The following is a 26,464-nucleotide window of genomic DNA, read 5'->3' as shown; positions in this document are numbered from 1 at the left end:
TTTCTTTCTTTCGCTCGCTGGGGTCCGCTCAAGTACATGAAGGCCCCCTTCATTGCGACTAGCGCCGTGAAGGGGGCCTTCATGTACTTGCGGTGGCGCGCGCATCGCGCTCGCGCTCGGGTGGCGAATCGCGATCGCTCGGCCATGTCAGTCCACTGTGGACAGGGAGCGGTGCCGGCCGGATGTCACGAAGGCCCCTTTGACACGCTCAACGTCCCGGAGGGGGCCTTCGCGTCACCGGTGGATCCCCTTTGCTCCATTCGTGTCCACCGAGGCCTTGGTCCCCCCGTCCCACCAGTCACACATCCCCCAGGAACCACGCCCACAGGACCTCTGACCTGGCCTTACCCAGTTATCCACACAAGCTGTCCACACCCACCCACAGTTGTGGACAACCTCCCCCTCCCCCTCCAGCTCCCCGACAAGTCGTGAGTGGCAATGAGGGTTCTAACCCTCATTGCCACTCACGACCCACACCCGGACTCTCGCGATGCCTCAAATCGGGCACCGCCGCCTCGGAAGGAGTCCCTTATGGACAGTCGAGGAGGTGTCAGGCTTTGTGCTGGGTCCGGCTCGCGCGGGTCAGCCGAAGTTTTGGGATTCGCCTCGGTAGGTGGGGACGGTCCGGTCGACGCGGTCGCCGACGACGACGTGGTAGTGCGTGAAGCGTTCGGCGAGTTCGCCCGCCTTCGCGTGGCGCAGCCAGACGCGGTCGCCCAGACGCAGGTGCCGGGCGGCTTCGCCGGAGACGGGGGTTTGGACTTCGCCGGCGCCTTCGAATCCGAGCAGCGAGAGCCCTTCGGGCAGGTAGGGCGTCGGGAGTCGCGAAGACTCGGCGGGGCCCGAAGCGATGTAGCCGCCGGAGAAGAGCGTCGCGACCTTCGGCGCCGGGCGCCGGACGACGGGCAGCGCGAACATCGCGGCCGGACGCGGCGAGAAGTGCGCGTAGCCGTCGAAGAGGGTCGGCCCGATCAGGCCCGAGCCTGCCGCGATCTCGGTGACCGCCGCTTCGGCGCCGGTCGATTCGACACTGCCGCTGCCGCCCCCGTTGACGAACTCCAGATCCGCCAGGGCCCGCACCGCGCGGACCGCGGCCGCGCGGCGTTTCGCGATTTCCACAATGGACTTCCGCTGCATCCAGCCGATGAGCGAGTTCTTCACGCCGCCGCCCGCCGCGTCGCCGAGCCCGGCGATCTGGCCTTCGTACGCCATCATCCCGACGAGCCGGAAACCCTTGCGGGACAAGATGGTCCGCGCCAGGTCCGCGGCCTGGCGCGGGCTGAACACCGGAGAGCGCCGGGTGCCGACGTGCACCCCGGGCAGCGGCCGCCACGAGGCGTCCAGCTCCAGGCAGACGCGGATTTCCGGATGCCCCTGCCCCAGGGCGGCGTCGACCAGGTCGAGGTGCTCGGGCGAGTCGACCATGATCGAGATCGCCGCCCGCGCCCGGTCGTTCGCCGCCAGCCGGCGCAGCGCGCCGTGGTCGGCGGTCGGGTACGCCACCACGATGTCCTCGGAAGTCCCCTGCTCGACATGCCAGACGGCTTCGGCGAGCGAGTAGCACATGAGGCCTTCGAAACCGGGCCGCGCGAGCACCCGTTCGAGCAGATACCGGCAGCGGACGGACTTGCTGACCACGCGGATCGGCTTGCCGTTCGCCCGCCGCAGCAGGTCGGCGCCGTTCGCGTCGAACGCATCCAAGTCGACAACCGCGAACGGAGGATCCAGGTCCTTCGTCGCCAAGTCGTACACCGTCGCACTGGTCACCCGAACTAAGGTACGACAGAAGGGCTTGAAACGCGAATACTATTCACTTACTGTTTCGGCACTCACAGCCTCTCGGAATAGGTGGGCGCATGACACGGTGGAGCAACTGGGCCGGCACCGCGACGGCATCGCCCCTGCGCGTGCATCGGCCGCGGGACACGGCCGCGATCGCCGAGGCGATCAGCCGGTCCGCCGCGGACGGGAGGCGCCTGCGCCCGCTGGGCAGCGGCCACTCCTTCACGGCGATCGCCGCCGCGAACTCGGACGCCATGGACCTGACCGGCTGGACCGGCATCGCTTCGGCCGACGTCGCGAAAGGCCTGGTCACGGTCCGTTCGGGCACCACGCTCAAGCAGCTCAACGCCGAACTCGACGCGCTGGGCCTTGCCATGACCAACCTCGGCGACATCGACGCGCAGACCGTCGCGGGCGCGATCTCCACCGGCACCCACGGCACCGGCGCGCGGCTCGGCGGACTCGCCACCCAGATCGCCGCGCTCGAACTCGTGCTCGCCGACGGCACCGTGGTCACCTGTTCGGCGGACGAACGCCCTGACCTCTTCGCGGCGGCGAGGGTCGGGCTCGGCGCGCTCGGCGTCATCAGCACGGTCACCCTGCAGTGTGAACCTTCGTTCCTGCTCTCCGCCCAGGAGCGGCCGGAACCACTCGAACAGGTCCTCGAAGGCTTCGACCGGTTCGCCGACGAGAACGACCACTTCGAGTTCTACTGGTTCCCCTACGGCAAGAACGCCCTGGTCAAGCGCAACAACCGGCTACCGGCGGGCAGTGAACGCCGCCCGCTGACCAGGCTGAAGGAATTCGTCGACTACGAGATCACCGAGAACGTCGCGTTCGGCGGGCTGTGCCGTCTCGGCCGCGCGGTGCCGAAGCTCGTCCAGCCGCTCGGGCGGTTCGCCTCGAACATCCTCTCCGCCCGCGAGTACAGCGACACGTCGCATCGCGTCTTCGTGACCCATCGCGGCGTGCGGTTCGTCGAGTCGGAGTTCGCGATCCCCCGCGAAGCGCTGCACGACGTCTTCGCCGAACTCCGCGCGTTCGTCCCGAAGCTGGAGAACCCGGTCGCGTTCCCGGTCGAGGTGCGCGTCGCCGCCGCGGACGACATCTGGCTTTCGACCGCGAACGGCCGCGACTCCGCCTACATCGCGATCCACCAGTTCGTCGGCATGCCCTACCGCGAGTACTTCGCCGGCTTCGCGTCGATCGCCGGCGAGGTCGGCGGCCGCCCGCACTGGGGCAAGATGCACGACCTCGACGCCGCGACGTTGCGCTCGCGGTACCCGCGCTTCGACGATTTCCTGCGGGTCCGCAAGGAGGTGGACCCGGCCGGGGTCTTCACCAACACCTACCTCGACCGGGTCCTCGGCACCGCTTAAGCCGTTTCGAACAGCGCGCTGACCGACTCGCCGTTGTGGATCCGGCGCATCGCCTCCGCCAGCGCGGGCGCGATCGACAGGACCCGCAGCTTCGGGCTCTGCTCCTCCGGCGGGATCGGCACCGTGTTCGTGCAGACGACCTCCAGCACGTCGGGCTGGCTGCCGATCCGTTCGAGCGCGCCGCTGGAGAAGAGGCCGTGCGTGCAGGCGACGCGGATCGACCGCGGTTTCAGCTCGCGCAGCTTGGTGAGCAGCTCGATCACCGTGCTGCCCTTCGCGATCTCATCGTCGAGGACGATCACGTCGCGGCCGGTGACCTCACCGATCACCGAGCTGATCTCGACCCTGTCGTCGGCGAAGCGCTGCTTCGCGCCGGCGGCGACCTGAACGCCGAGCAGCCGGGCGAAATGCGCGGCCTCCTTGGCGTTGCCGAGGTCCGGCGAAACGACGGTGGTCGCGGAGAGGTCGTACTGACGGAAGTGCTTCGCCAGCTCCTGCAACGCGTGCAGGTGATCGACGGGCACGCTGAAGAAGCCGTGCACCTGCGGCGAATGCAGCGTCATCGCGAGCACCCGGTCGGCGCCGGCGGTCGCCATCAGGTCGGCGACGAGACGGCCGCCGATCGAGATCCGCGGCGCGTCCTTCTTGTCCGAGCGGGCGTACGAGTAGTGCGGCATGACGACGGTGATCCGCTTGGCCGACGCGCCCCGCGCGGCGTCCAGCATCAGCAGCAGCTCGACGAGGTGTTCCTGCACCGGCCGCACCAGCGGCTGGATCAGGAAGACGTCCCGCTCGCGGCAGTTGGCTTCGAGCTGGACTTCGAGGCAGTCGTTGGCGAACCGCTGCACCTTCACGGGATGCAGGGGAACACCGAGATTGGCGCAGATCTCTTCGGCCAGCTCGGGATGTGCGCTGCCGCTGAAGACCGCGATGTCCTCGCGCAAGGACCTACTCCGTTCATTCAAAAGACGGATTACGTCCACACACTACGGTTTCACAGAGCGGAAAAGGCCTGAGAGATAGCAGTATCACCCGAGATCGCTTCGAGGACGCGGCCCGCCGTCGACGGGGTGTCGAGCAGCGCGACGAGGATCGCGGCGACGTCCTGCCGGGGAATGGGCCCGCGGCCGGTGGATTCGGCGATCCGGATCTTCCCGGTGCCCTCGTCGTTGGTGAGCTGCCCCGGCCGGAGGATCGTCCAGTCGAGATCGCGGGCGCGCAGATCGTCTTCGGCCACCTTCTTGGCCTTGAGATAGATCCGGAAATCGTCCGGGACGTCCGCGGTCTCCCATTTGTCCGCGCCCATGGAGCCGACCTGGATATGCCGCCGGACGCCCGCCCGCTCGGAGGCGGCCGCGAAGAGTTCCGCGGCGGCTCTGTCCACAGTGTCCTTGCGAGCGGTGCCGCTGCCTGGCCCGGCGCCCGCCGCGAAGACGGCGGCGTCGGCACCGTCGAGCACCTTGGCGACGGCGTCCACATCGGACTGTTCCAGGTCGAGCACGACGGCTTCGGCACCGGCCGCTTCGAGATCGGCGACGTGATCGGGGTTGCGCACGATCCCGACCGCCTGATCACCACGTGCGGAGAGGAGCTTCTCCAGTTTCAGCGCGATCTGTCCGTGTCCACCGGCAATGACTACTCGCATGGACCCGACGGTAGCGCGTTCAGTCCACTTCGGCAGGGAGCTCGGTTTCGCGGAGCAGCTGGTCGTAGACGATCTCGTTGACCAGGCGCGAGACCGGGTCCTCGTCGAGGATCATGCGGTCGCCGTGGCCTTCGAGGTCGAGGTCGGCGAGCGCGTTGGGGTCGGCGGTGACGATGCCGAGCCCGTAGGCGCGGGCACGCGGCAGGCAGTTGCCGACGTAGTCTTCCGTCAGTACGGCAGGCGATGGGAGAACCATCGCGGCCTCGCCGTAACGTGCGAACGGAACCGCGGAGGCCATCGCGGTGCGCCAGTGCCGGGCGACCGCGAGGACGCCGATGATCTCGGCGGCCGGCGCGGGTGCGGTCGCGGCCAGCTCTGGCCATGTCCAGGTGTCGACGGTGGCGCGATCGACGACGGGACCCATGCCCATCGCGATGCGCTCGGCGTGCACGTCGGTACGGAGCCGGGCGACCACGCAGATCTTGCGGCCGAGCACGGTGGTCTCCGGCAACACGATGCCGTTCCAGCCGAGCAGGGCCGCCGCCTTGCGCGAAAGCTCCCCGACGCTCGCGGGCAGTTCGATCGGCGGCACCACCCGGCTCGGCAGTGACCGGCTGCGCTTCGCGCCACCGGCGACCGTCGAGCTCTCCATGTTCGGTGTAGCCGCCACGTTCCGCCTCCTTCGAACCTGGTTTCCCTAGGGCTCTTCATCCCGTGCCACCTCGGTGGAAGCGGCACATGAACTGTCTAACAGGGCGGGGAGGCGACGGCGCCGGACAACGGGAGTGGCTGCGATCGGCGGCGCCTTGTCATCGGTGACCGGTCGGTAGGCGGTCATCGGACTTCAGTCCTACGTGCCGCCAACCGAGTGAGGCGGAGGTAAGTGGTGTCACCCGGCGTCTCCGAACGGTCACGGACGACGAAGCGGAACGTTAGGCCATTCGGCCCAACGAATACTCATTCCACTGTGGACCTTCGCAGGTCAGGTCACGAAATCGTCGCGGTGCGGAGGAGTTCTTCGACGCCCGGCGTCCGCCACTCGTCCATCACCACGATTTGCCTGTCCGCAACGAACCAGATCCGCTGGGTCACCTGTGTCTCGCCGCTTCCGCCCGTCTGTCCACGAGGAACACACTGGATCGTCCACTCCTCGTAGGTCGCCGAAGCCCCGCCGACCGGTGCGGTGGTGGAAACCGTGCGGACGGCGTCACCCTCTTGGCGGAGGTCCTTTCGCCCGGCGGCGTTGCAGGCCCGGCCGCCCGCGCTGCGCCGGTAGAACTCGCCTGGCCGGTACGGCGGCTGTTCGGCGGATTCCTGGGTGTTGTCCGTGAGGAGGACGTACTTGCAGTTGAAGTACTTCTTGGGATCCGGGCAGCCGGGGGCGACGAGTACCTTCTCCAGCCCCTGCGACACCACCGACCAGTCCTGCGGCAGATGCAGGGTGAGCGCGCCCGCCGACACATCGCTACCGCTTGGCGCCGACGGGGCGGACGAAGTCCCCTTCAGTGGCTTTCCGCCGGTCACGCCCTCGACGAGCTCCGGGTTCAGCAGACCGGTCACCTTGTCGTACGGCAGCGTGTAGTCCTGGACTCCGCAGGCGGTGGCGAAGCCGAGAAGGTTGAGGTCGACGGTGACCTCGACGGCCGACGGGGCGAACGCGAGCCACACCTTCGGCTCCTCGGTGAGGTCGGCCGTCTTGAGGGGCTGGTACGGGAAGGTGCTGCTGAGCGCACCGCACTGCTGTTTGTCCGGCCAGAGCAGTTCGGCGAGGGTCCGCAGTCCGTCGTCGGTGAACTTTCCGGGGGCGAACAGCTCGGCGGGCGTGAGCGCCTTGCCCTCCTTCAGGTCGATGGTCACCGCGGCACGACCGTTTCCCCAGGTCGAATGCGGTTTGTTCTCGAGGTCGTGCGTGTAGCGCACCGAGAGGTACCGCTCGTTCTGCGAGCGCACTTCGGCCTTCGTGAGGAGCTTGTACGGGCCGCGTTCCGGCTCCAGCTTGGCGGCGCCCGGGCCGGTCTTGCGGTTCCACTCGTCGATCGGCGCCGCCAGGGCGTCGTTGACGCGCTTCAGCCAGGCTTGGTCGGGCGACCCGGTCACCTCGGGGTGGTCCCCGCTGTAGGGGAGGGTCGTCCCTGGCACCGTCCCGGACCGGGTCTTCATGGCGACCTTGAGCGCGACGGCCTGCTGCGTGGTCGGCGGTGACGGCGGCGGCGTGCTCGCGTCGGAGAAGACGACCACCGAGCCGACCACGGCGGCCGTCGCCGCGACGACACCGATGGCGACCTTCAGGCCGGCCGCGATCCCGCCGGTCGACGCGGCCGCCGCGCCCGTCCCGGCGGCGGCGACCCCGGGCGCGGCCGCCGTACCGGCGCTGAGCAGGACCAACGGCGTCGCCGCGACGAGCACGCCCGCCGCCTTCGCGAGCCGTGACCAGCCCTTGCGTTCCCATTCGTCGCCGTAACCCGCACGGGCGACGCGTTCCAGTTCGCTGACGAACACGAGCGCGTCGACCGGTCGTTTCGTCGGGTCCTTCGCCATCCCCAGCGCGACGATCTCGTGCACCGGCTGGGGAACTTCGCCGAACGGGATGGGCGCGTGTTCGTGCAGCGTGCGGAGCACTTCGGTGTCGTCGGCCTGATAGGGCCGGTGCCCGGCGACGCATTGGAAGAACACGCAGGTCGCGGCGTAGACGTCGGTCGCGGGCGTGGCCTGCCCGCCCGACCACTGCTCGGGCGCCATGTACGCGGGTGTGCCGACGGAAGGGCCGCGTTCCCCCGCCAGGACGGCGGTGCCGAAGTCGACCAGCTTGCTCTCGCCGGTGTCGGCGACGAGGACGTTGGCCGGCTTGTAGTCCCGGTGGACGACCGCCGCGGAATGCGCCGCGGCCAGCCCGAGCAGCGAACCCTTCAGCACCGCGAGAGCGGCTTCGGGTTCGAGAGCGCCTTCGGCCTGGAGCACCGAACGCAGGGAGACTCCGTTGATCGCCTCCATGACGATCGCCGCGCCCTGCGGCGTCTCGAAGAACTCGTGCAGCTTCACGACGTGCGGGCTCGACACCCGGTGCAGCGCCAGCGCTTCCTGCCGGAACGCGGCGAGATGCGCGGGGTCCGCGGCGAAGCGGGAGAAGAGGTACTTGATCGCGACGACGTGGCCGGTGTTGTCCTGGCGGGCGAGCACCACGCGGCCGAAGGTGCCGGTGCCCAGCTGCTCCAGCTCGGTGAAGCCGGGGAGTCTCCACTCGTCGCTCAGTTCCACTGCGCCTCTTCCAGAATCTTGTCGAGGCCTGGAGTGTTCCATTCGTCGACGATCACGAGCTGCGTTTTCGGCAGGAACCAGACCCGCTGGGTGACCGCGCCGCCGCTGGAACACGTGAGCCGCCACTCTTCGTAGGCGGCCCGCTTCGTTCCGACCGGGCGAAGTTCCTTCATCTGGAGGGTAGGCGCCCCCTGGGTCTCACCGGGTGCGCCGATGGAGTGGCAGGGACGCGGGCCGGTCGAGCGGTTGTAGGGCTTGCCGGGTTCATACGGCGGCGTGGCCGGGTCGGTCCGTGAGTTGTCGCTGAAGACGACGCCCGCGCAGCGGAACGGCTGGGTGCACTGGTCGGCGGTCACCAGGTAGCGCTCGATGGGAGCGCCGGAGAGCAGCGACCACTTTTCCGGCGTCGTGAGGGTGAAGGCGCCGACGTCGTGCACTTTGGTGCCTTGTCCCTGCGTGCCGCCGAGCAGGTTCATGACCGCCGGGCTCATGAGGTGGAGGAGGTGACGGTATTCGACGGTGACCTGCGTGGGGTCGCAGACGCGCGGGTAGCCGAGCACGGATCCGTAGACGTAGAACGTCATCCCGTTCGTGGTCGGCGCCGCCTGCAGCACGGTGTCGCCGGTGACGGACCACGGATCCGACATCGCGCCGACCGGCAGGTGCGCCGGTTCGCTCGGGGCGTCGGCGAGGCAGTCACCCGGCTTGGCGGCGTCGAAGAGCATGTCTTCGAGCATGCGCATCCGGTCGGCGGAACCGTCGACGTTGTCGAAGAGGCGCGCGTTGGGGATCTGTTCGCCCTTCGTCAGATCGATGACGATCGGCCGGATGCTGAAGCCGCCGTGGTTGCCGAACTGGACGGAGTCGATCGAGCGTTTGTAGACGACCGTGAGCAGCTTGTCGTCCTGGCGCAGGATCTCGGCTTCGGACTTCATATGCGGGATGTCGCCGTCGGGTTCCCGCTGGGGCGGGTAGCCGTCGGGCCAGAAGCCCGCGAGCCAGCCGTCGATCGGCGCCATCAGCACCTTGTTGACCCGCTCTTCGGCGGCCTTGTCCTTCAAACCGCTGATCCGGACGTACTTGCCGTTGTAGTCGAAGCCGTCGAATTTCTCGGTTCGGGTGAGGAGGTCGACCTTCATCGCGGCGACGGTCGTCGTCTGAGGCGGCGCTTCGTCGCTGTCGGCGTTGACCACGACGACCGTGCCGACGGCGGCCGCGGTGACGGCGGCGATCGCGGCGGTCACCTTGAGACCGATCGCGATCCCGCCGCCCGCTGTCGCCGCCACCCCGCCCGCGACGACCGGTGCCGCGGCCGTGCCGGCGCCGAGCAGGGCCAGCGGGGAAAGGGCGACCAGGACCCCGGCGCCCTTCGCGAGCCAGTGCCAGCCGTTGCGCTCCCAGTCCTCGCCGTACGCCTTCCTGGCGGACGCCTCCAGTTCTGTGACGAATTCGGCCGCGCCCGAGGGCCGCTGGGCGACGTCCTTCGCCATGCCGCGCGCGATGAGGTCGCGGACGGGTTCGGGCACCTCGCCGAACGGGATCGGGGCGTATTCGTGCAGCGTGCGGAGCACTTCGACCTGCTCTGCCTCGTACGGCCGGTGCCCGGCGACGCACTGGAAGAACACGCAGGTCGCGGCGTAGACGTCGGTCGCGGGCGTGGCGACGCCGCCGGCCCACTGCTCGGGCGCCATGTACGCGGGCGTGCCCGCGGCGACCCCGGTCTGTCCGGCGAGCACGGCGATGCCGAAGTCGACGAGTTTGCTCTGCCCCTCGCGGGTGACCAGGACGTTCGCCGGTTTGTAGTCGCGGTGGACGGTGCCCGCGGCGTGCGCGCCGGCGAGTCCGAGCAGCGAGCCCTTGAGGATGGCCAGCGCGGCTTCGGGTTCGAGCTTCTCCTGTCGGCCGAGGATCTCTTTCAGGGAGATTCCGTGAACGGCTTCCATGATGATCGCGGCCCCTTGCGGGGTCTCGACGAACTGGTGCAGCCGGGCGATGTGAGGCCCCGAAACGCGGCTCAGGATCTGCGCCTCATGGCGGAATTCGGCCAGGCGTCGCGGGTCTGCCGCGAACCGCGCGTACAGGTATTTGATGGCCACGACCTGCGCGGATTCGTCGTGCCGGGCCAGCACGACCCGGCCGAACCCACCTTCGCCCAGTGACCCCATCTCGGTGAAACCCGGCAAGGCCCAGTCGTCCACAGAATCCTCCGCGATTCCCGATCGTGTCCCCTTGGAGGTGAGCTGCGCCGCAGCGGTTCCCCGCCTTCCGGGTTTAGGGTTACTCGTCGGTCACTTAGCCCGTTGCGATGGAGGAACGATGCGTTCGCCGAAGGATTTCTTCGCCCCGCTCGCGGTGGGGGCGCCGGAACCGCTCCGCCAGATCCCCGTGCCTCCTTCGCGGATGATCCACTTCTTCGATCCCAGCAACGAGAAAATGGCCGCCAAGGTCCCGGACATCGCCAAGAAGGTCGACGTCCTGCTCGGGAACCTCGAAGACGCCGTGCGCGCCGACCGCAAGGAGGCCGCGCGGAACGGGCTCGTCTCCATCGCGAAGTCGACCGACTTCGGCAAGACGCAGCTGTGGACCCGCGTCAACAGCCTCGACTCGCCGTGGGTGCTCGACGATCTGATCACACTGGTCACCGAGATCGGCGACAAACTCGACGTGATCATGGTGCCGAAGGTCGAAGGCGCGCAGGACATCCACTACGTCGACAGGCTGCTCGCGCAGCTCGAAGCGCGGGCCGGGCTCACGAAACCGCTGCTGGTGCACGCGATCCTGGAGACCGCCAGCGGCGTCGCGAACGTCGAGGAGATCGCGGGCGCGAGCCCCCGGATGCAGGGCATCTCGCTCGGCCCGGCCGACCTCGCCGCCAGCCGCCGCATGAAGACCACCCGGGTGGGTGGCGGGCACCCCGGTTACCTGGTGCGCACCGACCCGACCGGCGAAGACCTGAACGAGGGACGCACGACGTACCAGCAGGATCTGTGGCACTACACCGTCGCGCGGATGGTGGACGCCTGCGCGGCGAACGGGATCCTGCCGTACTACGGGCCGTTCGGCGACATCCGCGACGTCGTGGCCTGCGAGGACCAGTTCCGCAACGCGTTCCTGCTCGGCTGCGTTGGCGCCTGGAGCCTGCATCCGGTGCAGATCGACATCGCCAAGAAGGTGTTCTCGCCCTCGCCGGAGGACGTCGCCTGGGCACGGCGCGTGATCGCCGAGATGGGTGACGGCACCGGCGCGGTGATGATCGACGGGAAGATGCAGGACGACGCCTCGGTGAAGCAGTGCCGGGTGGTCGCCGAACTCGCGGACGCCCTCGCCGCCGACGATCCTGAACTCGCCGCCGCGTACGACGCGGCCACGAAGGAGGCTTCCTGATGAACCCCCGTCGTTCCGTCCTCTACATGCCCGGTGCGAACGAAAGAGCGCTGGAAAAAGCCAAGACGCTGGACGCGGACGGGCTGATCCTCGACCTCGAAGACGCCGTCGCTCCCGACGCGAAGGAAGCCGCACGTGAACGCGTTTGCGCGGCCGCGTCGTCGAAGGAGTACAGCAAGCGCGAAGTGACCATTCGCGTCAACGGCCTCGACACCGAATGGCACGACGCCGACCTCCGTGCCGCCGCACAGGCGGGCCCGGACGCGATCGTGGTGCCGAAGGTGAACTCGGCCGCCGAGGTGCACAACATCGAGCGCGCGCTGGAGCTCGGCGGCGCACCGGACCACACGAAGATCTGGGCGATGGTGGAAACGCCGGTCGCGATGCTGCACGCCGAGGAGATCGCGTCGGCGTCCGAACGGCTGACCGTGCTGGTCATGGGCACGAACGACCTGGCGAAGGAACTGCACGCCGAGTTCGTCCCCGGCCGCGCGCCGCTGCTGGGCGGGCTTTCGCTCGCGCTGCTGGCCGCGCGGGCGACCGGCAAGGCGATCCTCGACGGCGTCTACAACGACGTGAAGGACCTCGAAGGCTTCGAGGCGGAATGCGTTCAGGGGCGTCAGTTCGGCTTCGACGGCAAGACCCTGATCCACCCGGCGCAACTGGAGCCGTGCAACCGGATCTTCGCGCCGTCCGAGGAGGAGATCACGCGCTCGCGCAAGATCATCGCGGCGTTCGAGGAGGCGCAGGCGGCCGGGCAGGGCGTCGTGACCGTGGACGGGCGGATGATCGAGAACCTGCACGTGGACAACGCGCGGCGGATCCTGGCGCTGGCCGAAGCGATCGGCTCCTGACGCATTTCGTCCTCTGAATGCGGTCGTTAGGCAACTCATATGGACGCCTGCCTAAGCTGTGCCCATGACCCATCAGCGGCTGACGTCGATCGAGATCGAGGGATTCACCTCGATCCGTTCGGCGCGCGTCGAACTGGGTGCGATGAACGTGCTCATCGGCGCGAACGGCGCGGGCAAGAGCAACTTCGTCCACGCGCTCGAACTACTCGGCCGGATCGTCGAGGGCGAGCTGGGATTGTTCGTCGGACTCAACGGCGGGGCCTCAGCGCTGCTCAACGTCGGTGAGTCATCGCCCCGGATCCACCTTCACCTGGAAGCCGGGGCCAACTCCTATGAAGCCACTCTGGTCGCGGCGACCAGGGACGAACTGGTCTTCGAGTCGGAGCTCCTGCACTCCCGATCGGAGGGAGACGACCGGCCCTACAGCCGGCCGATCGGGAGCGGGCATCGGGAAACACGGCTACCGGACGAGGTCGATCGGAACCCGAGCCGGGTCGCATCGCAGTTCATTGACCTGCTCCGTGGTTGCAAGGTCTACCACTTTCACGACACCAGTGCCGATGCACCGGTCAAGCGCATGGTCCCGACGGCGGACGACATAAGACTACGGAACGACGCGGGAAATCTCGCCGCCTACCTGTACCGCTTACAGAGAAGTGGGGATCCCGCCGAGAGCTCGGCATACCGAAGGATAGTCGGCGCGATCCGGCTTGTGGCACCCTTCTTTCGGGACTTCATCCTCAAGCCCGACAACAACGACCGAATCTTGTTGCGCTGGCAGCAAAAAGACTCGGATGCGGTCTTTTCGGCGAACCAGATGTCGGATGGAACCCTGCGGTTCGTCTGTCTGGCGACACTTCTGCTGCAACCGGAACTGCCAGGTCTTGTCGTATTGGACGAGCCCGAGCTCGGGCTCCACCCGTTCGCGATCGTTCAACTCGCGGATCTGCTGCGCCAGGCATCGCGGCGCAGCCAGGTGCTCATCGCCACCCAGTCCGTGACGCTGATGAATCAATTCGAAGTCGGCGACCTGATAGTTGTCGAACGCAAGGCGGGCGCCTCCGATTTCACCCGGCCGGACGTCTCCACACTGGAAGACTGGCTGGCCGACTACTCGCTCGGCGAACTGTGGGAAAAGAACCTGCTCGGCGGACGCCCCACGCGGGAAGAGAACAGGCGCGGATGACGGCCGAGTATCGACACCTGCACTTCCTGGTCGAAGGGCAGACCGAAGAGATCGTCGTCGACAGTGTCCTGGAACCGTATCTTCAGGATCGAGGCTGGACGATCACGAAGTCCATCGTGACAACGAAGAGACCGGCCACCGGGCCGGCCAGCCGTGGCGGCGTGAGCAGCTGGGCCAAGCTCGAGCAAGAGATCAGGCTGTTGCTGCGCAACAGAGATATCCACACTCTTGCCATCTTGTTCGACTACTACGGCTTTCCATCCGATAGTCCGGGCATGAGGAACAGGCCATCGTCCTCCGCATACGAGCGAGTCGAACATGTCGAGAAGTCGCTGGTGTCGGCGATTTCGGATACGCGGTTCGTTCCCCATCTGGTCCTGCACGAACTCGAGACCTGGGTCTTCGCCGCGGCCGAGCAGATCGGCTGGCTGTTCGCCGGCACCGACCTGGCGGACCGACTTCGAAAAGACGTACACGGCGCGGGCGGTCCCGAGCTGGTGAACGACGGTCTCGATACCGCTCCTTCGAAACGCCTCACTCGCTACTGCGCGGGCTACTCGAAAACGAACGACGGACCACTGGCCATAGCGGATTTGGGCATCGACGCACTCCGCACACAATGCCCGCATTTGGACTCGTGGCTCACTCATCTCGACACCCGCCTGAACTAGTCAGGGCCAGGGGCGCGGAGCGGGGCGAAGGGATTCGTAGGCGGCAGCGGCGCGAAGGACGTCGAGGTCGGCGAAGCGGCGACCGCTGATCTGGAGGCCGATGGGCTGGTCGTCGCTGGTGTAGCCGCAGTTGATGGAGACCGCGGGCTGGCCGGACATGTTGTACGGCACGGTGAACGCGATGTGCTCGAACGGGCGGCGCGGGTCGTTGGTCGGCGAGGGCCACTCCGCGGGCGGGGCCGAGACCGGGCAGGTCGGGGACAGGACGACGTCGAAGCGCTCGGTCGCGCGCAGGGTCGCGACGGCGATGGCGTCGATCTGCGCGAAACCGCGGTAGGCGTCGACACCGCTGACGTCGGCGCCGCCGGCGGCCCAGTCGGCGATGTACGGCAGCACCTTCGCGCGGCGGTCTTCGGGCAGGGCCGACATGTCCGACCAGGCGCGGACCCGCCAGAAGGTGTCGAGTCCGTCGAGCATTTCGCGGCGCAGGAACGGCGAAACCGGCTCGACGACGGCGCCCGCGGCCTCGAAGACACGCGCGGCTTCGGTGACGGCGGCGATCGTCTCGGGCAGCACCGGGAGCCCGACGCCCGGATCGAGATGGAGCCCGATCCGCAGGCCCTTGACCTCGGCCGAGAGCGAAGACCAGTCGAGAGACGACGGCGGCAGCGAGAGGTGGTCGCGACCGTCCACACCGGACAGCACGCTCATCAGCAACGCGGTGTCGGCCACGGTCCGCGTCATCGGCCCGGCGACGCGGCCGAGGAACGGCGGATCCACCGGCACCCGGCCGAAACTCGGCTTCAGCCCGACCAGGCCGCACCAGCCGGCGGGCAGCCGGATCGAGCCGCCGATGTCGGTGCCGACGTGCAGCGGACCGTAACCGGCGGCGGCCGCCGAACCGGCACCGGCGCTGGAGCCGCCGGGGGTGCGCGTGGTGTCCCAAGGATTCCGCGACGCGGTGTGGAAACTCGACAGCCCGGAAGTCAGCATCCCGTAATCCGGCATGGTCGTCTTGCCCAGCAGGACACCGCCGGACTCACGCACGCGAGCGCCCGCCGGGGCGTCTTCGGGCGCGGGCGTCAGCGCGGTGGCGGCAGTGCCGAGCGGGACCGGGGTGCCGCGGGTCGCGATGTTCTCCTTGAGCGTCAACGGAACGCCGTCGATCGGGCCGAGCGGTTCACCCGCGTGCCAACGGCTTTCGGACGCCTTCGCGTCTTCACGCGCGCCGCTCGGGTCGTACGCGTAGAGCGCGTGCAGCTCGGGTTCGCGCGCTTCGATACGCGTGAGGACGGCTTCGGTGACCTCGACCGGCGACAGCGTCCCGGCACGGTACTGCGCGACCAGTTCGACGGCGGTCAGATCAGGCAACTCCGGCACGGCAACACTCCTTACGTCGCGGGCGGTTCGAAGCGGCCGTCGACCGCGGTCCAGCCGCCGTCCACCGCCAGTACGGAGCCGGTGACGAACGACGACGCGTCCGACGCCAGGTAGACGACGGCGCCCGCGAGTTCGTCCGGACGCGCCCACCGGCCGAGCGCACCCTTGGTCGCATAGGCGTCGTACCAGGCCGGATTCGCCTTGATCTGCGCTGTCAGCGGAGTCTCGACGACGCCGGGCGCGATCGCGTTCACCCGCACCCCGGCCGGGCCGAACTCCGCCGCGGCCGTGCGGAACAGCTGCACCAGCCCGGCTTTCGTCGCCGCGTATGGCCCTTGACCGGGCTCGACGGTGGTGCCACGGATCGACGAGAACCCGATGATGCTCCCCCGCCCGCGTTCGACCATCCCGGCGCCGAACGCGCGCACGACCTCGAAGGTCGCGCCGAGGTTCAGCGCGATCACCCGGTCGAATTCCTCGCGCGTGTACTCCAGCAGCCGTTTGCGCACGTTGGTCGCGGCGGTCAGCACCACGATGTCGATCTCGCCGAGTTCCGTGGCCGCCCGCGCGGCCGCACCGTCGGAGAGCAGGTCGATCTCGTACGCCTCGCCCACGCCGGTTTCCTTGGCCGCGGCGACATCGCGGTCCGCGACGATCACTTCGGCACCGTGCGCGGCCAGCGCCTTCGCGGACTCGCGGCCGATCCCGCTGCCACCGCCGAGGACGACGGCTCGCTTTCCGTCGAGCCGGAACAGGTTTTCGTACGTCACGGGCGCAGCACCGCCATCCTGGTCACAGTCAGTTCCTCGACCGCGAACCGCGGCCCTTCCCGCCCGATCCCGGAATCCTTCACGCCGCCGTACGGCATGGTGTCGGACCGGAAACCGGGCACCTCGTTGACCACCACGCCACCGACTTCGAGCTCGTCGAGCGCGCGGAAAGCCGTCTTCAGCGACGTGCTGAACACCGAGGCGTGCAGGCCATAGCGCGACGCGTTGACCGCGTCGAACGCTTCGTCCACAGAGGACACGGTGCGGATGCAGACCACGGGACCGAAGATCTCCTCGTCCCAGCATTCGAGGCCGTCGGGCACGTCGAGCAGCACGGTCGGCCGGATCACCGTGCCGTCGACACCACCCCCGACCAGCCGCGCTCCGGCCGAAGTCGCTTTGTCGACCCACTCCTGGACGCGCTGGGTGGACCCCGGGTCGATCAGCGCCGAGACTCGCGTCTTCTCGTCGCGGGGATCACCGGTGACGACCTCGCCGAGCCGCGCGAGTACCCGTTCGGTGAATTCCTCGGCGACCGCGTCCACGACCAGCACGCGCTGCACCGAAATGCAGGCCTGCCCGGACGCGTAGAACCCACCGCGCAGCACGGCGTCCGCGGCCGCGTCGAGATCGGCGTCCTCCGCGACCACGAGAGCCGCGTTGGATCCGAGCTCCAGCAACGTCTTCGTGGGCGCGGCGTCGCGGGCGATCCGATGCCCGACCAGCGCGGATCCGGTGAACGACACCGCGCCGACCCGCCGGTCCGTGACCAGCGCCGAGCCGACGGCCGCGTCACCGGTGACCAGCTGGACCATCGCGGGCAGGTCGGTCAGCGAGCGCACCAGATGCACCAGCCACAACGTCGCCAGTGGCGTCTGCGGCGCCGGTTTCACCACCACCGGGCAACCCGCGGCGATGGCGGGCGCGATCTTGTGCGACGCCAGCAGCAGCGGATAGTTGAACCCGGCGATGCCGACCACCACACCGATCGGCTTGCGTTTCCAGAATCCGACCAGGCCGTCGCCGGAGGGCAGGAGATCGAGCGGCACGGTCTCGCCGTGCAGCCGCGAGACCTCCTCCGCGGCGGCCTGCCAGGTGACCATCGTGCGCGCGACCTCGACGCGACAGTCGACCAGCGGCTTGCCGGTCTCCAGCACCAGCAGCTGCTCGAACTCGGAACGCCGGGCTTCCAGAGCGGCGGCGACGGCGTTCAGGAGCGAACGCCGGGTACGCGACGGCAGCGCCGCGACCTGCTTGAACACCGCGACGGCCTCGTCGATCGCGCGCGCGGCCAGCTCCGGCGTCCCGACCGGCGCCCGGCCGATCTCGCTCCCGTCGTACGGGAAGCTCACCGTCGAGTAGTCCACAGTGGACACCCAGCCGTCACCGATCGGCAGTCCCTCGGGATACTCAGCCATCGTCCCCTCCCCGCAGCCTTGCCAGTTCGGCCCGCAGATTCGGCGCCGCCGCCAGCAGTTCCCTGGTGTACTCGTGTTCCGGCGCGTCGTAGACCTGGTCGACGTCGCCGATCTCGACGATCTCGCCGCGCCGCATCACCGCGACCCGGTCGCAGACGTGCCGCACCACGCCGAGGTCGTGCGAGACGAAGATCAGCGTCAGCGAATACAGCTCGACCAGCGACGCGAGCAGGTCGAGGATCTGCTTCCGCACCGAGACGTCGAGCGCGCTCACCGGTTCGTCCGCGATGAGGACGCTCGGATTCGGCGCGAGCGCCCGCGCGATCGAGATGCGCTGCCGCTGCCCGCCGGAGAACTGGTGCGGATAGCGGCCGGCGGCGTCTTCCGGCAGGCCGACGGCATTCAGCAGCTCCGAGACCCGCGAGGGATCCCGGCGGCCCAACGGTTCGGAGATGATGTCGCGCACCCGCATCCGCGGATCGAGCGAACCCATCGGATCCTGGAAGACGATCTGCAGTTCCGACCGCAGGAAGCCGAGTTTGCGTTCGGGCAGGGTGTCGATTCGCTTTCCTTGGAACGAGACACTGCCCGCCGTCGGCTTGTCGAGCGCGGCCAGCAATCTGACCAAAGTGGACTTTCCCGAACCTGACTCGCCCACGATCCCAAAGCGTTGACCTGCTTCGACGTCGAAAGAGACACCGCGCAAGGCGTGCACATCGCGACGCGTGTAGCGGCGCTCCAGGTCCCGTACGGAGATCATCATCGGCTCGCCTCCAGGTCCGAAGCGGCCAGGAGCTTCTTCGTGTACTCGTGCTTCGGCTCCGTGAGCACCTCGCGGGTGGTGCCCGCTTCGACGATCTCGCCGTCCAGCATCACCAGCACCCGCTCGCAGACCGACGCCACGACGGCGAGATCGTGCGTGATGAACAGCAGTGCGCTTTCCCGCTGCCGGACGCCGTCGAGGATCAGTTCCAGGATCTGCGCCTGCACGGTGACGTCCAGTGCCGTCGTCGGCTCGTCGCAGATCAGCAGCTTCGGGTCGTTGGCCAGCGCGATCGCGAGGACGACGCGTTGCCGCTGACCGCCGGACAATTGATGCGGATACGCGCGGGCGACGCCGGGCAGCCCGACGGAAGCCAGCAAAGCCTCGGGATCCTTCCGGCCGTTTCGGTGGATCCGCATCGGCTCGGCCACCTGCGCGCCGACCCGCATCGCCGGGTTCAGCGCGGTCATCGGCTCCTGGAACACCATCGACATCTCATTGCCGCGCAGCCGCGACAGCTCCTTCTCCGGCGCGCCCAGCAGCTCGCGGCCGTCGAGTTTCACCGATCCGGACGCGGCGAGCTCTTCGGGCAGCAGCCCCATGATCGACAACGCCGTCAACGACTTCCCGGAACCCGACTCGCCGATCAGCCCGACGCGCTCACCCCGCGCGATGCCGAACGAGACTTCGCGGACCAGCCCGGAGATGCCGAGCCCTTGGACTTCGAGTGTCATAGCCGCGCCGCCAATCGGGGGTCGAGTCGATCGCGGAGGCCGTCACCGAGCAGGTTGAAGCCGAGCACGGCGATGGCGATCGCGACGCCGGGCACGAGCGCGAGCCGCGGGTGCAGGGTCAGGAACATCTGCGATTCCTGGAGCATCCGGCCCCACGACGGCGTCGGCGGCCGGGTGCCGAACCCGAGGAACGACAGCGCCGCTTCCGCGAGCACGGCGATCGCGAACGACACCGACGCCTGCACGATCAGCAGCCCGGAGATGTTCGGCAGGACGTGCCGCGCCGCGATGTTCAGCCGCGACCGGCCGGCCGACCGCGCGGCCAGCACGAACTCGCTGCTCATCACCTGCAGCGTCCCCGACCGCGCGATCCGCGCGAACGACGGGATGGTGGCGATGCCGATCGCCACCATGGCGGTCAGCGTGTCCGCCCCGAACACCGCGCCGAACATGATCGCCAGCAGCAACGCCGGGAACGCGAGCACGAGATCGTTGACCCGCATGACGAACTCGCCGAGCCACCGCGACGACATCCCGGCGAGGATGCCCAGCGGGGTCCCGATCACCGCGGCGATGCCGACCGCGACCACACCGACGTACAGCGTCGTCCGCGCGCCGACCATGAGCTGGCTGAGCACGTCACGGCCGAAGCTGTCCGTGCCCAACAGGTTCGCGCCGCTGAAGTCGTGCAGCCGGTTGGCCGCGTCGACCTTCACCGGGTCGAACGGCGTCCACACGAACGAAAGCAGCGCGGCGACGACGATCAACGCGACCAGCACGCCACCGATGACGAGAGTGCGGCTACGCATCAGGAACCCCGCAATCTCGGGTCGAGCACCGTGTAGAGGACGTCGACCACGAAGTTCACCAGCAGCACGCCGACCACCAGGACCAGCACGATCCCCTGCACGGACAACAGATCCCGCGACGCCACCGAGTCGAGCAGCATGCTGCCCAGCCCCGGCAGGACGAACACGCGCTCGACGACGACCGCGCCGATCAGCAGGGTCGACAGTTGCAGGCCGAGCACCGTCACCACCGGCACGGCGGCGTTGCGCAGACCGTGGCGGAACAGCGCTTGGAACGGCCGCAGCCCCTTGGACCGCGCCGTGCGCAGATAGTCCTGGCCCAGCGTGTCGAGCACCGCGGACCGGACGTAACGCGTGAGCACCGCGCCCTGCACGAGCCCCAGCGACAAGGCAGGCAGAACGAGACCGCGGAGGAATTCGCCCGGATCCTGCACGGGCGGTGTCCAGCCGCCGGAGGGCAGCCAGCGCAACTGCACCGCGAAGATCTGCACCAGGATGATGCCGGCGAGGAACGCGGGGATCGCGACGCCGATCTGTGACAGCCCGGAAACCGCGGTGCCGTCGGCGTTCCGATGCCGCACCGCGGCGAACGTCCCGGCCGGGATCGCGATCAGCAACGCCACCAGCATCCCGGCGCCGACCAGCCACAACGTGACGCCGAGGCGGTCGGTCAGGGCGGGCCCGATCTCCTCGCGCGTGACGTACGAGCGGCCGAAGTCGCCTTGCAGGACACCGCCGATCCAGTCGAAGTACTGCGTCACCAACGGCCTGTCGATACCGAACTCGGCGCGCGTCTTCGCGACCAGCTCCGGCGTCGCGTTGACGCCCAGCGCGACCTGCGCCGGATCACCCGGCAGCACGGCCATGAACAGGAACACCACGATGGACGCGACCAGCACACTGGCCACCAGGATCGCCACGCGGCGCACGATCTTGACCGTCATCGCGGCGCCAATCCCGTGAGATCGAAGGACTCGCTGACCTGGTTGCGGACGAACCCGGTCACCTTGTTCTTCGCCACGATCACGTTGGGGAACAGGAAGAGCCAGTCCGCGGCGGCGTCTTCGGACAGCCGCCGGGCGACCTGGCGCATCGCGTCGACCTGCTCCTGGGGTGTGCCCGCGTCCGCCTTCGCCAGGTTCTGCTGGACGGGCTTGCTGTCGTAACCCCAGTAGTACTTCGGCCTGCCGAAGGTGACGATGTCGCGCGCCTCGACGTGCTGGATGATCGACAGGTCGTAGTCGCGGTCGGTGAAGACCTGCTTGAGCCACACCGCCGGGAAGTCCAGCGGCTCGATCGTCACCGTGACCCCGACGTCGGCCAGCTGCGAGGCCACCACCTGGGCGGCCGAGACGGCGTACGGCAGGTTCGGGATCCGCAGGCGCAACGAAGGATTGGGCTGACCCGCTTCGGCGAGCAGCGCTTTGGCCTTCGCGGGATCGAACGGGTACGCGTTCGAAAGGTCCTCGTACCAGGGATCCGTCGGCGGGACCATGCTGCCGATGAGCGTGCCGCGGCCGCCCCAAGCCGTGTCCAGCAAGGCCTTCCGGTCGATGGCGTACGACAGCGCCCGCCGCACGCGGACGTCGTTCAGCGGTGGGCGCGCGTTGTTGAACGCGAGCGTGACCTCGCTGTTGGTGGTGCCTTCGACGACGGTGAACCGGTCGTCGCTCTGGAACTGCGGGATCGAATCCGGCACGGTGATCGCGGAGATGACGTCGATCCCGTTGCTGAGCAAGGCGTTGTTGAGCGCCGTCGGATCCTTGATGTACTTGAGGACCACCGTCGAGTAGGCCGGTTTCCTGCCCCAGTACGCGGGATTCTGCTTGAGCACGATGGAATCGCCGCGCCGGCGCGAGGACACCGTGTACGGCCCGGTGCCGATCGGTTTGTTCGCCAGGTCCGCGACGCCGGTGCGGCTGAACATCGCGCCGAGGCGGCTGGTGAGGCTGAACAGCCAGCCGTTGCTGGGCTTCGTGAGCACGACCCGCGCGTGGTCCGGCGCCACGACGTCCACCCGGTCGACGACGTCCATTGTGGACTTGATCGACACCGTCCAGTCGGTTTTCACGCGCATCAGCGAGAACTTGACGTCTTCGGCGGTGAACGGCGCCCCGTCGCTGAACTTCACGTCCTTCCGGAGCTTGAAGTCGTAGGTCCTGCGATCTTCCGAGATCGTCCACGATTCGGCGAGCAGCGGCACGATCTTCGCGTCCGCGTCGAGTTTCACCAGGCCCTCGTAGACGTTGTAGAGCAAGGCCTGCGGGATGGCGGCGCCGTCCGTGCGGGTGAAGTCGAAGTTCGCGGGTTCGGCGGTGTAGCCGATGGCGAGCGTGCCGGGATCCTTGGCCACCGTGGCACTCGACCCGGCGGAGCAGCCGGACACCACCAGCAGCAACGCTGCCACTGTCGCGTGAATCCGGGCTTTCATCCTGCCCCCTGACCGGTAGACTGGTCTGACCAGTAAACCAGACGAGACGGCAGGGTCAAGATGGAATTCGAGCCGGTCGCCCCTGTCCGCGCATACCAGCGTGTCGTCGAACAGATCGAGGAAGCCGTGTTCAGCGGCCGGATCAAACCGGGCGACCGCCTGCCGAGCGAACGCGAGCTGATGGTCCAGTTCGACGTCGGCCGCTCGACCGTGCGCGAGGCGCTGCGCGTACTGCAGGCGGCGGAAATGATCCGCTCGCGCCCCGGGGATCCGCGCGGGCCCGAGGTCCTGGCCGCCTCCCCCGCCGCGTTGCACCGGTCGATGCACCGGCTCGCGCGCGCCGACCACATCGGCCTCTCCGAGCTGTTGCAGTTCCGCATGGTCCTCGACGGTTCCGCACATCTGCTCGCCGCGCAGCTCAGGACTGAAGACCATCTCGCCGAGCTGGAGGCGGCCCTGGAGGCGATGCGCGCGGGCGTCTCGAAGGGTTTCGCTGAGTTCTCCCACGCGGACGTCGCGTTCCACGAGGCCATCGCCCGCGCGACTGGGAATCCGCTGCTGGTGATCAGCGGCGAGGTCGTCCGCGGTGTCGTACTGGAGCTCATCGAGGACAAGCTGGAGCACGCGGACGACCGGACGGCGCTGATGCGCAACTGGCTGGCACACCACGAAGAGGTACTCGGCGCGATCCGGGATTCCGATGGCGAGTGCGCTTCTCGTCTCGCGAAGCAGGCGCTCTACGACAACTACGCCGAGTACGTCCCCGAGGAGCAACGTCGCCTATTGCGGCCCCTGCTTGCTTGATCCGCCCCTACACTCGCTCAGGTGGGGGATATCAAGAAGCCTTCGACGACGCGCCGAGGTGTCGGTCTCGCCCTGTCCGGCGGCGGCTACCGCGCGATGTTGTTCCACACCGGGGCGCTGTGGCGGCTCAACGAACTCGGCTGGCTGTCGAAGATCTCGACGTTCTCGAGTGTCTCGGGCGGCTCGATCGCCTCGGGTGTGCTCGCGCACGCGTGGTCGGAGCTGAAGTTCGAGAACGGTGTGGCGGACAACTTCTACGACGAGGTCGTCGCGCCGATCCGGAACCTGGCGCGCACCCGGCTCGACATCCCGGTCACCTTGCTGGCCATGGCGATCCCGTGGCGGAGCGCCGGTGAAGAACTCGCGCGCGTGTACGCGAAACACCTGTTCGGCGACTGCTGCCTCAAGGACATCGACCCCGGCGGCCCGCAGTTCGTCTTCACCGCGACGAACCTCCAGGACGGCGCGCTGTGGTGGTTCTTCCGGCAGGACGGGCCGCACGGGAACATCCCGCTCGCGACCGCGGTGGCCGCGTCCTCGGCGTTCCCGCCGATGCTTTCGCCCGTCGTGATCCAGGATCCGCATTCGGATGACCGGAAACGCAAGATCGTGCTCAGCGACGCCGGCGTCTACGACAACCTCGGCCTGGACCCGGTCGAAGGGCACGCGACGGTGCTGGTCAGCGACGCGGGCAAGCGGATGAAGGTCAGGCGGAAGGTCCCCCGCGACTGGGGACGGCAGCTGCTGCGCGTGCTCGACGTGATCGACAACCAGGTGCGCGAGTTGCGACGGGGCGCGCTGCTGAAGTCCTATGTGGAGAAGGATTTCAGCGGCGCCTACTGGGGTTCCTACGTCGATCTCGAGAACTTCGAGCTCAAGGATTCGCTGACGGCGCCGGTGGATCTCACGCACAAGCTGGCGGAGACGCCGACGCGCCTGACGAAACTGCCGGAAGTGCTGCAGGAGCGGTTGATCAACTGGGGTTACGCGGCCTGTGACGCGGGGATGCGCAAGTGGGTCGACACCGAAGCGGCCGCTCCCGCCGGGTTCCCGTTCCCGGCCGCAGGCCTGGGTTGAGCGCGTCCCCGGATGCGAAAAAAGGTCCTTTCCTCGCATAGTCCGCGAGGAAAGGACCCTTCAAAGCGCTCGTCAGGCGACCAGGTTCGCGTAGACGATGACGTTGTCCTTGTAGCTGTGCTCTTCCTGGTCGAAGACACCGCCACAGGTGATCAGCCGCAGCTGCGGCTTGTCGGTGTTGCCGTAGACCGCTTCCTCGGGGAACTGGTCCTTGGGCACCTGGTCCTTCTTCTCGACCACGAACTTCAGGCTCTTGCCGTCGCTGCGGTCGACGACCACCTCGTCACCGGGGTTCAGCTCGTTGAGCTTGTAGAAGATACCCGGCTGCTTGTTGCCGTCGACGTGACCGAGCAGGATCGCCGGGCCGACGTCACCGGGCACCGGGGAGAACCGGTACCAGGCGGCCTGCATCGGTTTCTTCGCCGACGGGACGGACATCTTGCCGTCCTTGCCGATCGCGACCGTGACCAGGCTCGATTCCGCGCCGATCTTGGGGATCTTCACGTTCGTCGGGCGAGCCCCGTTGAACGGTTTGACCACCGGCGGTGCCGATTCCGCCGCCGGCTGCGCGGCGGGCGGGGCGGGTTCGTCGGTGCCGCATCCCGTCAGCGCGAGGGAAAGCACAAGGGCGGCCGCGACCAGGCGGCCGCCCTGCGTCAGAAGCTTCATCGATCAGGCCGCGGTGGCGCCGAAACCGGTCTCGATGCCGCCCTTGGGCTTCAGCTTGACCTGCTTCTTCTTTTTGTCGGCGCCCGGTGCGGTCGCGCCGCCGCCGATCTCCTCGATCTCGATGTCACCCTTGCCCGGCTTGCCGTCGCAGGTCCAGGTGAAGGTGCTCGTGGTGCCGTTGAAGCCGGGCTTGGCCTCGATGGCGTAGACCCAGATGAAGGCGTCGGCGCCGTCCTGGAACGAGTCGGTGATGATGTAGTCCGGCGCGGTGACGTCGGTGGGCTCCGAACCGCAGAAGATGGCCAGCGCGCCTTCCTTGCCCTCGACGTATCCGGCGCCGACGTTCAGCTCCGGCAGCGGCGCGGTGGTGGTGGTCGGCTTCTCCGAGGTGGAGGTCGGCGACGGCTTGCCGGAAGTCGGCTTGCCGCTGCTGGTCGGCGTCGGCTCCTGCGAGGACGACGAGGCCGGGGCGCTCGAGTCCGGCGGGGCCGTCGTCGCCTTGCCGCCCGAGTAGGACGGCGGGGCCGGAGTCGAGGTCGCGGTCTCGCTCGACGGAGCCGGCGGCGTGGTGGTCGTCTCGGTCTGCGCCATCGCGACCGGCGTCACGGCCAGCGAGATGACGGCGCCGGCCAGCACCGCGCCCGCGAGGCGGCCCAACGTCTTCTTCAAAATGATCTCCCAGTGGAAACATCGCAACACAGGGTGACCCCCACCCTGCCATCACCCGAAAGGAATCCCACGTTCGAGTGACAGCGTGATCCTGCCCGAAAAGTACGGAAGGGCGTAGCGGATAAGGCGTGACAAGAACCACCGGAAAAACCGGTAACGCTGGAATGTCCCTGCCCGATACATGGGCCCGAAAGTCGCTCAACAGAGGGAAACCCTCGCGGCGACGAACGAATGTTAACACCCGGAGGGCCGGAACGGTTGCGTTGCGGAAGTATTTTTTCGCCGCCCCTCGAACCACCCGGATTCGCCGCTCATCCTGGCCGGATCCCCTTTTTCCGAAGACTCTCCGCACTCGCACTACCGACCGGTTCACACTTTCGGACCACGTTTCGGTGAACCCCTGACCATTTACCGCCGGACACCGGTGCCCGGCAACCCGAAGATCACGATCAGAACACCAGGAACAAGGCCACGGCGAGGGAGACCGCGCCGAGGAGGCCGGCGACGAACAGCCAGGGCTTCGGCGACGTCCGGTTCCGCACGGCCCGGCCGCCGCCCACCAGCGCCAGCAAGAGCCCGAGACCGAACCCGATCGCGGGCAGGAAGGTGGCGAAGGTCCGGTTCTCGGCGGTACAGGCCCAGATCGCGTCGTCCGGGCAGGACGACGCCGCGAGCTCGGCCAGCAGGCCCGCCGCGACGATCGCGAGGAAGCCGAGCACCAGGAGCCAGAACAGGCCCCACAGCAACTGACCGAGCCGCCGGGGCGGTTTCGTCTCGTCCACGT

The 26,464-nt window shown here is 68.2% G+C and carries 24 protein-coding genes; 7 read left to right on the top strand and 17 right to left on the bottom strand.

Annotated features, from left to right (window positions below):
* Positions 1-582: 582 nt before the first annotated feature.
* Positions 583-1,767, bottom strand: coding sequence for an amino acid deaminase/aldolase (locus tag ACZ1DY_RS00520; protein ID WP_257483595.1), 1,185 nt, complete (start codon positions 1,765-1,767; stop codon positions 583-585).
* 89 nt (positions 1,768-1,856) lie between these two features.
* Between ACZ1DY_RS00520 and ACZ1DY_RS00515 the strand changes: the two genes are divergently transcribed.
* Positions 1,857-3,161 (top strand): D-arabinono-1,4-lactone oxidase, encoded by a 1,305-nt coding sequence (locus ACZ1DY_RS00515; protein ID WP_126734820.1) that lies wholly within the window; start codon positions 1,857-1,859, stop codon positions 3,159-3,161.
* On the opposite strand, the gene ACZ1DY_RS00510 is transcribed toward ACZ1DY_RS00515, so the two are convergent.
* From ACZ1DY_RS00510 to ACZ1DY_RS00490, 5 genes are all read right to left on the bottom strand, one after another.
* Positions 3,158-4,105 carry a ribose-phosphate diphosphokinase gene (locus ACZ1DY_RS00510; protein ID WP_126734819.1) on the bottom strand — a complete coding sequence of 316 codons (948 nt, stop codon included), beginning with the start codon at positions 4,103-4,105 and terminating at the stop codon, positions 3,158-3,160. The genes ACZ1DY_RS00515 and ACZ1DY_RS00510 overlap by 4 nt on opposite strands.
* Before the next feature lie 50 nt (positions 4,106-4,155).
* Positions 4,156-4,806, bottom strand: a complete 651-nt coding sequence (locus tag ACZ1DY_RS00505; protein ID WP_465483293.1) for an NAD(P)H-binding protein — start codon at positions 4,804-4,806, stop codon at positions 4,156-4,158.
* 19 nt (positions 4,807-4,825) lie between these two features.
* On the bottom strand, positions 4,826-5,476 hold the full coding sequence (locus ACZ1DY_RS00500; RefSeq protein WP_465483292.1) for a hypothetical protein: 651 nt from the start codon (positions 5,474-5,476) through the stop codon (positions 4,826-4,828).
* Between the two features lie 317 nt (positions 5,477-5,793).
* Positions 5,794-8,061 carry a serine/threonine-protein kinase gene (locus tag ACZ1DY_RS00495; protein WP_257483592.1) on the bottom strand — a complete coding sequence of 756 codons (2,268 nt, stop codon included), beginning with the start codon at positions 8,059-8,061 and terminating at the stop codon, positions 5,794-5,796.
* Complete coding sequence (locus ACZ1DY_RS00490; protein ID WP_465483291.1) at positions 8,052-10,259, bottom strand: serine/threonine-protein kinase; 2,208 nt, start codon at positions 10,257-10,259, stop codon at positions 8,052-8,054. The genes ACZ1DY_RS00495 and ACZ1DY_RS00490 overlap by 10 nt, the downstream gene beginning before the upstream one ends.
* Before the next feature lie 118 nt (positions 10,260-10,377).
* Between ACZ1DY_RS00490 and ACZ1DY_RS00485 the strand changes: the two genes are divergently transcribed.
* The 4 genes from ACZ1DY_RS00485 to ACZ1DY_RS00470 all read left to right on the top strand — a co-directional run bounded on the left by ACZ1DY_RS00485 (position 10,378) and on the right by ACZ1DY_RS00470 (position 14,156).
* Positions 10,378-11,445 (top strand): HpcH/HpaI aldolase/citrate lyase family protein, encoded by a 1,068-nt coding sequence (locus tag ACZ1DY_RS00485; RefSeq protein WP_016330523.1) that lies wholly within the window; start codon positions 10,378-10,380, stop codon positions 11,443-11,445.
* Entirely contained in the window at positions 11,445-12,299 is an 855-nt protein-coding gene (locus ACZ1DY_RS00480) for an HpcH/HpaI aldolase/citrate lyase family protein (RefSeq protein WP_465483290.1), read from the top strand. The genes ACZ1DY_RS00485 and ACZ1DY_RS00480 overlap by 1 nt, the downstream gene beginning before the upstream one ends.
* 64 nt (positions 12,300-12,363) lie before the next feature.
* Positions 12,364-13,485, top strand: a complete 1,122-nt coding sequence (locus ACZ1DY_RS00475) for an AAA family ATPase (RefSeq protein ID WP_465483289.1) — start codon at positions 12,364-12,366, stop codon at positions 13,483-13,485.
* A complete protein-coding gene (locus ACZ1DY_RS00470) occupies positions 13,482-14,156 on the top strand; it encodes a DUF4276 family protein (RefSeq protein WP_465483288.1) in 675 nt (224 codons plus the stop codon). Before ACZ1DY_RS00475 ends, ACZ1DY_RS00470 begins: the two co-directional genes overlap by 4 nt.
* Here ACZ1DY_RS00470 and ACZ1DY_RS00465 read toward each other — a convergent pair whose 3' ends face one another.
* Genes ACZ1DY_RS00465 through ACZ1DY_RS00430 form a run of 8 tightly spaced genes read right to left on the bottom strand, consistent with a single transcriptional unit; the run spans position 14,157 to position 22,461 of the window.
* Positions 14,157-15,536 carry an amidase gene (locus ACZ1DY_RS00465; RefSeq protein WP_465483287.1) on the bottom strand — a complete coding sequence of 460 codons (1,380 nt, stop codon included), beginning with the start codon at positions 15,534-15,536 and terminating at the stop codon, positions 14,157-14,159. It lies immediately after the preceding gene.
* An 11-nt stretch (positions 15,537-15,547) separates the two neighbouring features.
* Positions 15,548-16,306: an SDR family NAD(P)-dependent oxidoreductase gene (locus ACZ1DY_RS00460; protein WP_126734812.1), complete on the bottom strand. Its 759-nt coding sequence runs from the start codon at positions 16,304-16,306 to the stop codon at positions 15,548-15,550.
* A complete protein-coding gene (locus ACZ1DY_RS00455; RefSeq protein WP_465483286.1) occupies positions 16,303-17,724 on the bottom strand; it encodes an aldehyde dehydrogenase family protein in 1,422 nt (473 codons plus the stop codon). Before ACZ1DY_RS00455 ends, ACZ1DY_RS00460 begins: the two co-directional genes overlap by 4 nt.
* A complete protein-coding gene (locus ACZ1DY_RS00450) occupies positions 17,717-18,487 on the bottom strand; it encodes an ABC transporter ATP-binding protein (RefSeq protein WP_465483285.1) in 771 nt (256 codons plus the stop codon). Before ACZ1DY_RS00450 ends, ACZ1DY_RS00455 begins: the two co-directional genes overlap by 8 nt.
* Positions 18,484-19,221 (bottom strand): ABC transporter ATP-binding protein, encoded by a 738-nt coding sequence (locus ACZ1DY_RS00445; protein WP_465483284.1) that lies wholly within the window; start codon positions 19,219-19,221, stop codon positions 18,484-18,486. The genes ACZ1DY_RS00450 and ACZ1DY_RS00445 overlap by 4 nt, the downstream gene beginning before the upstream one ends.
* Positions 19,218-20,030: an ABC transporter permease gene (locus ACZ1DY_RS00440; protein ID WP_465483283.1), complete on the bottom strand. Its 813-nt coding sequence runs from the start codon at positions 20,028-20,030 to the stop codon at positions 19,218-19,220. Before ACZ1DY_RS00440 ends, ACZ1DY_RS00445 begins: the two co-directional genes overlap by 4 nt.
* Positions 20,030-20,974 (bottom strand): ABC transporter permease, encoded by a 945-nt coding sequence (locus ACZ1DY_RS00435; RefSeq protein WP_192747353.1) that lies wholly within the window; start codon positions 20,972-20,974, stop codon positions 20,030-20,032. The genes ACZ1DY_RS00440 and ACZ1DY_RS00435 overlap by 1 nt, the downstream gene beginning before the upstream one ends.
* Complete coding sequence (locus ACZ1DY_RS00430) at positions 20,971-22,461, bottom strand: ABC transporter substrate-binding protein (RefSeq protein WP_465483282.1); 1,491 nt, start codon at positions 22,459-22,461, stop codon at positions 20,971-20,973. Before ACZ1DY_RS00430 ends, ACZ1DY_RS00435 begins: the two co-directional genes overlap by 4 nt.
* Before the next feature lie 60 nt (positions 22,462-22,521).
* Here ACZ1DY_RS00430 and ACZ1DY_RS00425 point away from each other — a divergent pair, with 60 nt between their 5' ends.
* Positions 22,522-23,265 (top strand): FadR/GntR family transcriptional regulator, encoded by a 744-nt coding sequence (locus ACZ1DY_RS00425; protein WP_465483281.1) that lies wholly within the window; start codon positions 22,522-22,524, stop codon positions 23,263-23,265.
* A gap of 21 nt (positions 23,266-23,286) precedes the next feature.
* The gene (locus tag ACZ1DY_RS00420; RefSeq protein WP_465483280.1) at positions 23,287-24,342 is read left to right on the top strand and encodes a patatin-like phospholipase family protein; all 1,056 of its coding nucleotides are present in this window, start codon (positions 23,287-23,289) and stop codon (positions 24,340-24,342) included.
* A 72-nt stretch (positions 24,343-24,414) separates the two neighbouring features.
* On the opposite strand, the gene ACZ1DY_RS00415 is transcribed toward ACZ1DY_RS00420, so the two are convergent.
* The 3 genes from ACZ1DY_RS00415 to ACZ1DY_RS00405 form a co-directional block, all read right to left on the bottom strand.
* The gene (locus ACZ1DY_RS00415; RefSeq protein ID WP_257483580.1) at positions 24,415-25,011 is read right to left on the bottom strand and encodes a class F sortase; all 597 of its coding nucleotides are present in this window, start codon (positions 25,009-25,011) and stop codon (positions 24,415-24,417) included.
* Positions 25,012-25,014: 3 nt separating this feature from the next.
* Entirely contained in the window at positions 25,015-25,680 is a 666-nt protein-coding gene (locus ACZ1DY_RS00410; protein WP_257483579.1) for a hypothetical protein, read from the bottom strand.
* Between the two features lie 449 nt (positions 25,681-26,129).
* On the bottom strand, positions 26,130-26,462 hold the full coding sequence (locus ACZ1DY_RS00405; protein ID WP_126734803.1) for a hypothetical protein: 333 nt from the start codon (positions 26,460-26,462) through the stop codon (positions 26,130-26,132).
* Positions 26,463-26,464 lie beyond the last annotated feature (2 nt).

It is taken from the genome of Amycolatopsis sp. PSD-21, from assembly GCF_055561455.1.
This window is presented reverse-complemented; position numbering and strand designations above follow the sequence as displayed.